Source organism: Cupriavidus sp. H18C1 (assembly GCF_049311595.1).
In the GTDB taxonomy this organism is placed as follows: domain Bacteria; phylum Pseudomonadota; class Gammaproteobacteria; order Burkholderiales; family Burkholderiaceae; genus Cupriavidus; species Cupriavidus cauae.
In genome coordinates this window covers 676,250-687,734 of sequence record NZ_CP186008.1, presented here as the reverse complement: position 1 = coordinate 687,734, position 11,485 = coordinate 676,250, and the positions used below count along the sequence as shown (strand labels likewise).

Below are 11,485 nucleotides of genomic sequence, written 5' to 3'. Positions count from 1 at the left end.
TTTATTGGCCGTGGTTGGCGCTTGCCGATGCGCCGATGCGCCGATGCGCCGATGCGCCGATGCGCAGGCGTCGGCTAGCCCTTGGCCGCGCGCCGGGCAGCCGGCCTTCGGGTCGAATTTGCCGCCGATTTGGCCGCGGGCTTCGTCGCGGATTTCGCCGCCGACCTTGCCGCCTTCCCCGTCGGCCGCGCATTGCGGCGCGCCTTGTCGCGCGGCAGCGCCTCCAGCGCATGGCTGGGCTCGGCGCTGGCGATGCGCCGTTCGCGCAGATGGGCCTTGGCGCGTTGCAGCCGGCCCGCCATCGTATCGGCCCGCGCCAGCGCGACGCCCGCCGCCAGCACGTCGCCGAGCACCAGATGGCTGATGCGCGAGGTCATCGGCGTATAGACCTCGCTGTCCTCCTCGACATCGGAGAACACGCAGACGTCGGCCAGCGCGGCCAGCGGCGAGCCGCTGTGCGTCAGCGCCAGCACGCTGGCGCCCGCGCTGCGCGCCAGCGTGGCGGCGGTCAGCATGTCCCAGGTACGGCCGCTGTTGGACACCAGCACCGCGACATCGCCCGGCGCCAGCAGCGCCGCGGACATGCTGAACACATGCGGATCCGAATAGGCGACGGTCGGCATGCCGAGGCGGAAGAACTTGTGCTGGATATCGAGGGCGACGATGCCGGAGTTGCCGCAGCCGTAGAACTCGATGCGGCGCGCGCCGGCCAGCAGCGCGATGCCGTGCTCGATCTGGTCGGCCGACAGTGCGTTGCGCACCGACATCAGGGTCGCGATGGTGCGGTCGAACACCTTGCCCGCGATATCGGCCGGCTGGTCCTGCGGATTGACGTCCTGATGTACGAAGGGCGTACCGGCACCGACGGTCTGCGCGAACTGCAGCTTGAACTCGCGAAAGCCGTCGTAGCCCAGCGCCGCGCAGAAGCGCGCGATGGTTGGCTGCGACACGCCCGCACGGCGCGCCAGCTCCGGCATCGACAGCCGGATCACGCTGGCGCCGTGGCGCGCGACGTAGTCGGCGAGGCGCCGTTCGGAGGGGCGAAGGGAGTCGTAGACGGCGAGGATGCGTTCGCGCATGTGGGCGGCAAGGGTCGGATTGGATCGTTGTATGTAGAGATTCTACTTCGCGGGCCGAATGATCGGGTCGATCGCGGTTCGCCGCAGTCGGGAATAACCCTGAGGCTCGGCAATGGAAAGGCCGTTTTCCAACGGGATTTCCCGCATTGCCGGCACATCGGCGCGAATCGGGGGGCTTCTGGAACGGACCTGTCTTCCGGTAGAATGTAGAAATTCTACACAAAACGACCCCGCCGGGATGGACCCCCAGTTCCCGGTCCATCGACTGCCCATCTTCCCGTTCGCCTCTCCATACCGCATGCCACAGACTCTCGATCCCGCGGTGCGCGACGTCACCGAGCGCATCGTCGAACGCAGCCGCGCCAGCCGTGCCGCCTACCTGGAACGCTGCGCCCGCGCGCAGCGCGAACAGGGGGCCGGCGCAGGGTCTGTCCTGTGCCAATCTGGCCCACGGCTACGCCGCGCTGCCGGCCGCCGACAAGCTGAAGCTGCGCGTCGAACATGCGCTCAATCTCGGCATCGTCACCGCGTACAACGACATGCTGTCGGCGCACCAGCCCTATGAGCGCTATCCCGCGCTGATTCGCGCGGCTGCGCGCGAAGTGGGGGCGGTGGCCCAGGTCGCCGGCGGCGTGCCGGCGATGTGCGACGGCATCACGCAAGGCAATCCCGGCATGGAGCTGTCGCTGTTCTCGCGCGACGCGATCGCGATGGGTGCGGCGATCGCGCTGTCGCACAACACCTTCGACGCGGTGGTGATGCTCGGCGTCTGCGACAAGATCGTGCCGGGGCTGGTGATGGGCGCGCTGCAGTTCGGCCATCTGCCGGTGGTAATGGTGCCGGCCGGACCGATGGCCAGCGGCCTGCCCAACAAGGAGAAGGCGCGCGTGCGCCAGCTCTATGCGACCGGCCAGGTCGGCCGCGACGCGCTGCTCGAGGCCGAGTGCCAGGCCTATCACGGCGCGGGTACCTGCACCTTCTATGGCACCGCCAACAGCAATCAGCTGCTGATGGAAATCATGGGCCTGCATCTGCCGGGCGCGGCCTTCGTGCCGCCCGAGGGCGGCCTGCGCGACGCGCTGACGGCCGCGGCGGCACAGCGCGCGCTGGCGCTGTCGGCGCGGGGCGACGGCTATCTGCCGATCTGCCGCATCGTCGACGAACGGGCGGTGGTCAACGGCATCGTCGGGCTGCTGGCGACCGGCGGCTCGACCAACCACACCATTCATCTGGTGGCGATGGCGCGCGCCGCCGGCATCGTGATCGACTGGGACGACTTCGACCGGTTGTCGCGTGTGACGCCGCTGCTGGCGCGGGTCTATCCGAATGGCGCGGCCGACGTCAATCACTTCCATGCGGCGGGCGGCGTCGGCTTCGTGATTCGCCAGTTGCTGAACGCCGGACTGCTGCACGAGGACGTCGAGACCGTGGCCGGCCCGGGGCTGGCGCGCTATGCGCAGGAGCCGGTGCTGCACGACGGCGCGTTGCAGTGGCGCGAAGCCCCGGCGCAAAGCGGCGACGCGCAGGTGCTCGCGCCGATCGACGCGCCGTTCGATCCCGAAGGCGGGTTGCGGCTGATGTCAGGCAATCTTGGTCGCGGCGTGATCAAGGTGTCGGCGGTCGCGCCGGAGCACCGGATCGTCGAGGCGCCGGCGCGCGTGTTCGATTCGCAGCAGGCGCTGCAGGACGCGTTCACGCGCGGCGAGCTCGATCGCGACGTGATCGTCGTGGTGCGTTTCCAGGGCCCGAACGCCAACGGCATGCCCGAACTGCACCGGCTGACGCCGCCGCTGGGCGCGCTGCAGGACGCGGGCCACCGCGTCGCGCTGGTGACCGACGGCCGCATGTCGGGCGCTTCCGGCAAGGTGCCGGCCGTGATCCACGTCGGACCGGAAGCGAGCGCCGGCGGTCCGCTGGCGCGCGTGCGCGACGGCGACCGGCTGCGCGTCGACGCCGTCGCCGGCACGCTGGCGTGGCTCGGCGATCCGGCCGAGTTCGCGGCCCGCGCGCCTGCTGCACCGCCGCAGGACCCGTTCGCCGACTACAGCCTGGGGCGCGGCCTGTTTGGGCTGTTCCGCCGCCACGCGCGCGGCGCGGAGCAGGGCGGCAGCGCGCTGGACCTCAGCGAGGCCGATGCGATGGCGGCGCCGGCGCCGCGCGCACTATAGTCGTGCTGTAGGGCGTACTTTCGGCAGGCGATACGGCAGCCGATACGGCGGGCGATACGCAACCCCGGCCCGAAGCCGAACCGAAGCCGAACCGAAGCCGGACCGCAGCCGGACCGAACCAATCCCGAAACGAGCCGGACCCCGCGTCCGGCCTCGACCCGCGGGCGCGCGAACCCGCCGCCGCGCGGTCAGACCAACAAGGACGGCCCCGACCGTCCGATCCTGATCGATGGAGCAGACATGATCTATATCCTGATGGGCGTCTCCGGCAGCGGCAAGACCACGGTCGGCTCGCTGCTGGCGCAGGCCCTGCATTGCGGCTTCCATGACGCCGACGAATTCCACAGCGCCGCCAACAAGGCCAAGATGGCCGCCGGCATTCCGCTGACCGACGAGGACCGCTGGCCCTGGCTGGACGCGATGCGCGCCGCCATCGACCAGGCCCGCGCCGAGGGCCGCCCGCACGTCTTCACCTGCTCCGCGCTGCGCCAGATCTATCGCGACCGCCTGACGCCGCCCGACGGCGGGGTCAGCTTCATCTACCTGAAGGGCGATATCGACGTGCTGCGCACGCGCCTGGCCGGCCGCAGCGGGCATTTCTTCGATCCGAAGCTGCTGCAGAGCCAGCTCGATACGCTCGAGGAGCCGCGCGACGCGCTGGTGCTCGATATCCGCAAGCCGCCCGAGGAGCTGGTGCGCCAGATCCTGGCCGAACGTCCGCCCGTCCGCGGCAGCCAGCCCGTGCACTGAAATGGTGTGTGGGGCGGCGTCCCCGCGTCATTGCGTGGCGCCGCGCCCCGCCAACACGCCGTTCGCGGCCCGTCTTCCACTGGCAGGCATCTTGCTTGAATGTCTGCCAAGGCACCTGGCCTCCTTCTCGGGGGCAGCGGCCGGACGTATGCTGTAGAAGTCAACGATGCGCGGCGGCCGGTCGGGCGCCCGGTACTGGGGGGAGGGCATCATGGCGGCGCGGTTTTTCGATGAAATGCTGGACTGGCGCGACGAGGCGCCCCCGAACATCGCCGCCGGGCAGGCGTTGTCGCCGGACGCGATCCGGCCGCACTACCGCCAGTTCGCCGACTGGCTGGCGCGCCAGTCGGGCGCGACCATGGCCAACAAGCGTGCCGAGGCCGACCTGGTGTTCCGGCGCGTCGGCATCACCTTCGCCGTCTATGGCGACAAGGACGAGGCCAACAGCGGCACCGAGCGCACCATCCCCTTCGACGTGATTCCCCCGCATCTTCCCGGCCGGCGAATGGGCGTTGCTGGAGAAGGGCCTGCGCCAGCGCGTCGCCGCGCTGAACCGCTTCATCCACGACATCTATCACGGCCAGGACATCATCCGCGCCGGCGTGATCCCGCCCGAGCAGGTCTACGACAACGCGCAATACCGGCCCGAGATGCTGGGCATCGACGTGCCGCGCGACATCTATGCGCATGTCGCCGGCATCGACGTGGTGCGCGCCGGCGAGGGCGAGTTCTACGTGCTCGAGGACAATCTGCGGGTGCCTTCGGGGGTCTCCTACATGCTCGAGAACCGCAAGATGATGATGCGCTTGTTCCCCGAGCTGTTCGCGCGCAACCGCGTCGCGCCGGTGGCCCACTATCCCGACCTGCTGCTCGAGATGCTGCGCAGCGTGTCGCCGCAGGGCGTGGCCGATCCGACCGTGGTGGTGCTGACGCCGGGCATGTACAACTCCGCCTACTTCGAGCATGCGTTCCTCGCGCAGCAGATGGGCATCGAACTGGTCGAGGGCAGCGACCTGTTCGTGCAGGACGACCATCTGTACATGCGCACCACGCAGGGCCGCAGCGCGTCGACGTGATCTACCGCCGCGTCGACGACGACTTTCTCGATCCGCTGGTGTTCCGGCCGGATTCGACGCTGGGCGCGGCCGGCCTGCTGGCGGTCTATCGCGCCGGCAACGTCACGGTCTGCAATGCGATCGGCACCGGCGTCGCCGACGACAAGTCGATCTATCCCTATGTGCCGGAGATGATCCGCTTCTATCTGGGCGAGGAACCGCTGCTGGCCAACGTGCCGACCTGGATGTGCCGGCGCCCGGACGACCTGCAGTACGTGCTCGACCATATGGACGAGCTGGTGGTCAAGGAAACGCACGGCGCGGGCGGCTACGGCATGCTGGTCGGTCCGGCCGCGACGCGCGCGGAGATCGACGCGTTCCGCGAGGTGGTCAAGGCACGGCCGCATCAGTACATCGCGCAGCCGACGCTGGCGCTGTCGACCTGCCCGACCTATGTCGAGGCCGGCATCGCGCCGCGCCATATCGACCTGCGGCCATTTGTGCTGTCGGGCAAGGAGGTGCGCATGGTGCCGGGCGGGCTGACGCGCGTCGCGCTGCGCGAGGGGTCGCTGGTGGTCAATTCCTCGCAGGGCGGCGGCACCAAGGACACCTGGGTGCTGGAGCGCTGAGCCGACGAACCTTCAAGCCTTCAAGCCTTCGCTCCTTTCCGCAGCCATTGCCGACCCCGCGATCTTCCGACCGGACCACGGAGAGCCACCATGCTGAGCCGCACCGCCGACCACCTGTTCTGGATGGCGCGCTACACCGAGCGCGCCGAGAATACCGCGCGCATGCTCGACGTCAACTACCAGACCTCGCTGCTGCCGCAATCGCTCGAGGTGGCCGAGCAGGGCTGGTGGGCGATGCTCGATATCTCGGAGCTGACGCACGCGTTCGACCACAAGTACGGACTGCTGTCGCGCGAGGACGTGATCGACTTCATGGTGCGCGACATGACCAACCCGTCGTCGATCATGAGCTGCCTGCGCGCGGCGCGCGAGAACGCGCGGGCGGTGCGCGGTTCGCTGACCACCGAGGTGTGGGAGACGCTGAACACCACCTGGCTGGACGTGCAGCGGATGATCTCGGACGGCGTGCTGCGCGACGATCCGTCCCAGTTCTTCGAATGGGTCAAGTTCCGCTCGCACCTGGCGCGCGGCGTGCAGTTCGGCACCATGCTCAAGGACGACGCCTTCCACTTCATGCGGCTGGGCACCTTCCTGGAGCGCGCCGACAACACCGCGCGGATCCTCGACGTCAAGTTCCAGGCCACCGGCAGCGAGAACGGCGGCAGCGAACGGACCGAGCAGGACTTCTATCACTGGGCCGCGGTGCTGCGCTCGGTGTCGGGCTTCGAGGTCTACCGCAAGATCTACCGCACCGTGATCACGCCGGTGCGCGTCGCCGAACTGCTGATCCTGAGGCCCGACATGCCGCGCTCGCTGGTGTCGAGCATGGACGAGGTGGTGGCGATCCTGGCGCTGGTGCGCAACCAGCAGTCGGCGGAGACCGAGCGGCAGGCTGGTAAACTGCATGCCGACCTCAAATACGCGCGCATCGACGACATCTTCGCGGTCGGGCTGCACGCTTTCCTGACCAGCTTCCTGGAACGCATCGGCGATCTGGGCAGCGGCATCAGCCGGGACTTCCTGGTGCCGCCGCTGGCGGCCTGACCGATGGATTCGCCCACGGACGCACCAGGCGCACCTGCCGGGCGGATCTGGCGGCGCAGCGCAACATGACCGTGAAATACCAGATCCACCATCGCACCGTTTACCGCTATGCCGAGCCGGTGATCCGCAGCGTTCACGAGCTGCGGCTGGCGCCGCGCTCGGGCCCGCTGCAGCGCGTGCACCAGTGGCAGCTGTCGGTGCCGGGCAACCTGTCCGAGGCGCTCGACGGCTTCGGCAATATCGTCCATCAGTTCACGCTGGCGCGGCCGGCCGACACCATCACGATCGCCGCCAGCGGCGAGGTCGAGATCACGCCGGCCTCCGATGCGGACGGCTGCTTCAGCGACGCGCCGCCGCCGGGCGAGGCGCGCGTGTCGCCGCTGTACTTTCGCAGCGGCACGCCGCTGACCAGCGCCCCCGACGAGCTGAGGACGTTTGCCGCGCCGTATCTGGCCGCCGGCCATGATCCCGCGGCGCTGCTGGCGCTGGCCCAGGGCATCGGCGAGCGCGTGCGCTACCAGCCCAATGCCACCGATGTCGGCACCAGCGCCGCCGAGGCCTTCGCGCTCGGCGCGGGCGTCTGCCAGGACCAAGCCCAGGTGATGGTGGCCGCCTGCCGCGCCTTCGGCATTCCGGCGCGCTATGTCAGCGGCTATTTCCACGACCCGGCCGCGACCGAGCTCGCCAGCCACGCCTGGGCCGACCTGTGCGTCGATACCGAGCAGGAGCGCTGGTGCAGCATCGACGTGACGCACGGCTGCTTCACCGATACCCGCCATATCCGCCTCGCGGTGGGGCGCGACTACCGCTCCGCGGCGCCGATCCGCGGCGTGCGCGAGGGCGGCGGCACCGAATCGCTGTCGGTGCAGATCCTGATCGAGCCGGCCTGAGGTCCGCGCCGGCCTTCGGCGTGCTTGCCGTGGGGCGATCCTCGGCTGATCACCGGTTGATCACCGGTTGATCACCGGTTGATCACCGGTTGATCACCGGTGATAGCGGGCTGACTGCGGGTCGATAGCTGGCCGATCGTTGGCCGATGGGGGGTCCGGCGGTGGCCCGCGCCGCGGCCCGCCCCGCGAGGGCGCTAGAATGCCGGGATGCTCCCCGCGCGTTCCGCCGCGCGCCATGTCACCACAATAAGACAACACCATGACGTACTGTGTAGCCATGCGGCTCGATGCTGGCCTGGTATTTCTGTCCGACTCCCGCACCAACGCGGGCGTCGACGCGATCTCGACCGCGCGCAAGATGACGGTGTTCGAGGAGTCCGGCGACCGCGTCATGGTGCTGATGACCGCCGGCAATCTCGCCATCAGCCAGTCGATTCGCCAGATCCTGATGGAAAGCCGCGATAGCAAACGCTCGCTGTGGACCGCGCGCGATATGTTCGAGGCCGCCTCGATCGTCGGCGACGCGGTGCGCCAGGTGCACCGCCGCGATGCCGACGCGCTGCGCGATGCCGGCATCGAGTTCAACGTCAGCCTGATCTTCGGCGGCCAGATCGGCCGCGAGCGGGTCCGCCTGTTCAACGTCTATGCGGCCGGCAATTTCGTCGAGGCGACGCCGGAGAACTGCTACTTCCAGATCGGCGAGGCCAAGTACGGCAAGCCGATCATCGACCGCGTGGTGCATCCGTCGTTGCCGCTGGCCGAAGGGGCCAAGTGCGCGCTGATCTCGATGGACTCGACGCTCAAGTCCAATATCTCGGTGGGGCTGCCGCTGGACCTGCTGGTCTACGAGGCCGATTCGCTGCACGTCACGCGCTTTGCCACCATCGACGACCGCAACCCGTATTTCTGCATGATCCGCGAGACCTGGGGCGAGCGCCTGCGCCAGGTGTTCGGCGAGATCGACAACCCGGAATGGGATGCCGCCACACGGGTCGAGCATCCGCTGACGCGGCAGGGCGAGGGCGACCGCTGGGGACAGCCGGTGCGGGCCCGGCGCGAGCGGCCGCGCGAACCGCAGTGAGCGCGGCGGCGAGGGCCTGCGCGATGCCGGGCCTGCCGCCGAAACGGCACGCGAGCGGACAGTCCGGCACGCCGATTCCGCCCGTCCATCCGGCCTCGCTCATGTATAATCCCGATTTCCCCGGCAAGCTCGGTTTATGACCAAATTCGTCTTCGTCACCGGTGGCGTCGTCTCTTCCCTCGGCAAGGGCATCGCTGCCGCCTCGCTCGCGGCTATTCTCGAGTCGCGCGGCCTCAAAGTCACCCTCCTCAAGCTCGATCCCTACATCAACGTCGATCCCGGCACGATGAGCCCCTTCCAGCATGGCGAAGTATTCGTCACGGAAGACGGCGCGGAAACCGACCTGGATCTTGGCCACTACGAGCGCTTCGTCTCGGCCAAGATGCGCAAGTCGAACAACTTCACCACGGGCCAGATCTACGAATCGGTGATCCGCAAGGAGCGGCGCGGCGAATACCTGGGCAAGACCGTGCAGGTGATCCCGCATATCACCAACGAGATCCAGGCCTTCATCGAGAAGGGCGCCGCCGCGTCGCACGAAGGCAAGGCCGACGTGGCGCTGGTCGAGATCGGCGGTACCGTCGGCGATATCGAATCGCTGCCGTTCCTCGAGGCCGCCCGCCAGATGAGCCTGCGCATGGGCCGCAACCACGCGGCCTTCGTCCATCTGACGCTGGTGCCGTTCATCGCCAGCGCCGGCGAGCTCAAGACCAAGCCCACCCAGCACTCGGTGCAGAAGCTGCGCGAGATCGGCATCTCGCCGACGGCGCTGCTGTGCCGCGCCGACCGGCCGATTCCGGACGACGAGCGCGCCAAGATCTCGCTGTTCGCCAACATCCCGCAGGAAGCCGTGATCTCGGTGTGGGACGTCGACAGCATCTACAAGATCCCGCAGATGCTCAACGAGCAGGGCCTGGACCGGCTGATCTGCGAGGAGCTGCGCCTGGATCCGAAGCCGGCCGACCTGTCGATGTGGCAGAAGCTGGTCAACGCGCAGGAAAACCCCGAACACGAAGTGACGATCGGCATGGTCGGCAAGTACGTCGACCTGACTGAGTCGTACAAGTCGCTGATCGAGGCGCTGCGCCACGCGGGCATGCACACCGCGACCCGCGTCAATATCGAATACATCGATTCCGAGGAACTGGAATCGGGCCACCTCGAAGTGCTCAAGCCCCTGGACGCGATCCTGGTGCCGGGCGGCTTCGGCAAGCGCGGCACCGAGGGCAAGATCCGCGCGATCCAGTACGCGCGCGAGAACAAGGTGCCGTACCTGGGCATCTGCCTGGGCATGCAGCTGGCGGTGATCGAGTTCGCCCGCCATGTGGCCGGCATGCGCGACGCCAATTCGACCGAGTTCAGCCTCGAGACCGAACACCCGGTGGTCGCCTTGATCACCGAATGGGTCGACCGCGACGGCAAGGTCGAGCAGCGCTCGGCCGATTCCGACCTGGGCGGCACCATGCGCCTGGGCGCGCAGCGCGTGCCGGTCAAGCCGGACACCAAGGCGGCGCAGATCTACGGCGCCGAGGTCAACGAGCGGCATCGCCACCGCTACGAGGTCAACAATCACTACGTGCCGCAGCTGGAGCAGGCCGGCATGGTGATTTCGGCCCGCACCCCGACCGAGAACCTGCCCGAGATGATGGAGCTGCCGGCCCAGCTGCACCCGTGGTTCGTCGGCGTGCAGTTCCACCCGGAATTCACCTCGACGCCGCGCGAGGGCCATCCGCTGTTCAAGGCCTACGTGGAAGCCGCGCTGGCCGGCCAGCAGCGGCGCAAGGGCGCCTGAAGCGGCCGCATAGCAGGAGAGCAAGATGAAATTGTGTGGATTCGATGTCGGCCTGGACCAGCCGTTCTTCCTGATCGCCGGTCCCTGCGTGATCGAGTCGGAGCAGATGGCCCTCGATACCGCGGGCGCGCTGAAGACGATCACCGGCGAACTCGGCATCCCCCTTCATCTACAAGTCCTCGTTCGACAAGGCAAACCGCTCGTCGGGCAAGTCCTTCCGCGGACTGGGCATGGAGAAGGGGCTGGAGATCCTGGCCACCGTCAAGCGCGAGATCGGCGTGCCGGTGCTGACCGATATCCACGAGGTCGACGAGATCGCGCCGGTGGCGGCGGTGGTCGATGTGCTGCAGACGCCGGCCTTCCTGTGCCGGCAGACCGATTTCATCCGCGCCTGCGCGCAGAGTGGCAAGCCGGTCAATATCAAGAAGGGCCAGTTCCTGGCCCCGGGCGACATGAAGAACGTCATCGACAAGGCCCGCGACGCCGCGCGCGAAGCCGGCCTGCCCGAGGACAGCTTCATGGCCTGCGAGCGCGGCGTGTCGTTCGGCTATAACAACCTGGTCTCCGACATGCGCTCGCTGGCGATCATGCGCGAGACCGGCGCTCCGGTGGTGTTCGACGCGACCCACTCGGTGCAGCTGCCGGGCGGGCAGGGCACCAGCTCGGGCGGCCAGCGCGAGTTCGTGCCGGTGCTGGCGCGCGCCGCGGTGGCGGTCGGCATCGCCGGCCTGTTCATGGAGACCCACCCGGATCCGAGCAAGGCGATGTCGGACGGTCCCAATGCCGTGCCGCTGTCGCGCATGCGCGAACTGCTGGCCGTGCTGAAGGACCTCGACGCGCTGACCAAGCGCGCCGGCTTCCTCGAAGACAATTTCGGCTGGCCGGCCTGCGCCTGAGCGCGCATCGCCAACTGCCAACCGTCAACCGTCAGCTGCAACGGCCTTCGCGCCGATCACCGATTCCGCACGTTGCCGCCGTCATCCGGCGGCAACGATGA

Annotated in this window: 6 protein-coding genes and 3 pseudogenes; 8 read left to right on the top strand and 1 reads right to left on the bottom strand. The window is 68.5% G+C overall.

Going from position 1 to position 11,485, the window contains the following annotated elements; genetic code table 11:
- Window positions 1-74 precede the first annotated feature (74 nt).
- A complete protein-coding gene (locus tag OJJOAM_RS03195) occupies window positions 75-1,079 on the bottom strand; it encodes a MurR/RpiR family transcriptional regulator (protein WP_422648842.1) in 1,005 nt (334 codons plus the stop codon).
- 298 nt (window positions 1,080-1,377) lie between these two features.
- On the opposite strand from OJJOAM_RS03195, the pseudogene edd reads away from it, so the two are divergent.
- The 8 genes and pseudogenes from edd (at window position 1,378) to kdsA (ending at window position 11,384) form a co-directional block, all read left to right on the top strand.
- Window positions 1,378-3,247: pseudogene (gene edd, locus OJJOAM_RS03190) on the top strand (phosphogluconate dehydratase).
- A gap of 240 nt (window positions 3,248-3,487) precedes the next feature.
- A complete protein-coding gene (locus OJJOAM_RS03185) occupies window positions 3,488-3,997 on the top strand; it encodes a gluconokinase (RefSeq protein ID WP_149319295.1) in 510 nt (169 codons plus the stop codon).
- A 211-nt stretch (window positions 3,998-4,208) separates the two neighbouring features.
- Window positions 4,209-5,681 (top strand): annotated as a pseudogene (locus tag OJJOAM_RS03180) (circularly permuted type 2 ATP-grasp protein).
- A gap of 90 nt (window positions 5,682-5,771) precedes the next feature.
- Window positions 5,772-6,725: an alpha-E domain-containing protein gene (locus tag OJJOAM_RS03175; RefSeq protein ID WP_422648841.1), complete on the top strand. Its 954-nt coding sequence runs from the start codon at window positions 5,772-5,774 to the stop codon at window positions 6,723-6,725.
- A 71-nt stretch (window positions 6,726-6,796) separates the two neighbouring features.
- Entirely contained in the window at window positions 6,797-7,615 is an 819-nt protein-coding gene (locus tag OJJOAM_RS03170) for a transglutaminase family protein (protein ID WP_422649480.1), read from the top strand.
- Window positions 7,616-7,874: 259 nt separating this feature from the next.
- Window positions 7,875-8,696, top strand: coding sequence for a peptidase (locus OJJOAM_RS03165; protein WP_422648840.1), 822 nt, complete (start codon window positions 7,875-7,877; stop codon window positions 8,694-8,696).
- A gap of 136 nt (window positions 8,697-8,832) precedes the next feature.
- Window positions 8,833-10,488, top strand: a complete 1,656-nt coding sequence (locus tag OJJOAM_RS03160; protein WP_149319290.1) for a CTP synthase — start codon at window positions 8,833-8,835, stop codon at window positions 10,486-10,488.
- A 25-nt stretch (window positions 10,489-10,513) separates the two neighbouring features.
- Window positions 10,514-11,384: pseudogene (kdsA, locus tag OJJOAM_RS03155) on the top strand (3-deoxy-8-phosphooctulonate synthase).
- Window positions 11,385-11,485: the final 101 nt, after the last annotated feature.

Coding starts and splice junctions, on each gene's coding strand:
- OJJOAM_RS03195 (WP_422648842.1), bottom strand. CDS start 1,079: ATGCGCGAACGCATCCTCGCCGTCTACGACTCCCTTCGCCCCTCCGAA.
- OJJOAM_RS03185 (WP_149319295.1), top strand. CDS start 3,488: ATGATCTATATCCTGATGGGCGTCTCCGGCAGCGGCAAGACCACGGTC.
- OJJOAM_RS03175 (WP_422648841.1), top strand. CDS start 5,772: ATGCTGAGCCGCACCGCCGACCACCTGTTCTGGATGGCGCGCTACACC.
- OJJOAM_RS03165 (WP_422648840.1), top strand. CDS start 7,875: ATGACGTACTGTGTAGCCATGCGGCTCGATGCTGGCCTGGTATTTCTG.
- OJJOAM_RS03160 (WP_149319290.1), top strand. CDS start 8,833: ATGACCAAATTCGTCTTCGTCACCGGTGGCGTCGTCTCTTCCCTCGGC.